Below are 783 nucleotides of genomic sequence, written 5' to 3' on the forward strand. Positions count from 1 at the left end.
CGCGCAAATATTAATCATTGGAGCAGCCATGTCTAAAGTGATTTCTTGTACTTTATTACGCTTTTGCTTTGGGATTGACTTTAAAATTTCAATGACATCGGAAGCTCTAGTACCCTTAATCATTGCAACTAAAGTACCTTTCTTCCCTTTAGCTTTTTTACTCGTAACTACTGTATACAATTCGCCGTTAGACAATGATGTTTCATCAATAGATAATTGATGTGTAATATTATGCGGGTAAATCAATGCGCCATTATTCGGTAGTTTGTTTTTCCACTCCTTAAAATCGCTTGTTTTTTCTTTGTATTGTCGCGACAGCGCTACACCATCTATCCCGTAAAGTTCACCTATTATTTTTGCACTAATCGGAAAATCATCAATTAATACCTTTTAAAAAAGAGGCAAACTCAGCGGTCATCCGAGTGCCTTTTGCTAATAAATTCCAATCTCTTGAGACGACTTCTTTAGTCGACTTATCAAGCCATCTTCGCCGCTTAACATAAAGGTAAACCTGTTTACCCCGAATCGGAAAATCTCGAATCGTTGATTGTTTATGAAACCCATGAGAAATTAATGTTTGTTCGCTAAATTCAGCTGGTGGTGATATCTTTTCTTCAAGATAAATGTCCACTCGAGAAGCAAGTGTCTCAACTTTTGTTACTTCAAAATATTCTACTAAAAAATCGGGAAGAATTAACTTCAATAAATCTTTGTCCAAACCTGTTTTTTTTTGACTAAGTTAATTCTAATCTAGAATTTACCCACAACTATTTTCATTGGTCC

The 783-nt window shown here is 35.1% G+C and carries 2 protein-coding genes; both read right to left on the bottom strand.

The genetic code is table 11. The annotated features are described in order from the left end of the window. Positions 1-246: transposase (locus A8143_RS16510; protein ID WP_139134419.1), on the bottom strand; the 246-nt coding region annotated here is incomplete at its 3' end. Positions 247-376: 130 nt separating this feature from the next. Next, positions 377-718, bottom strand: a complete 342-nt coding sequence (locus A8143_RS16515) for an ISAon1 family transposase N-terminal region protein (RefSeq protein ID WP_066759981.1) — start codon at positions 716-718, stop codon at positions 377-379. Positions 719-783 lie beyond the last annotated feature (65 nt).

It is taken from the genome of Crocinitomix algicola (assembly GCF_001661595.2).
Classification (GTDB): domain Bacteria; phylum Bacteroidota; class Bacteroidia; order Flavobacteriales_D; family Crocinitomicaceae; genus Crocinitomix; species Crocinitomix algicola.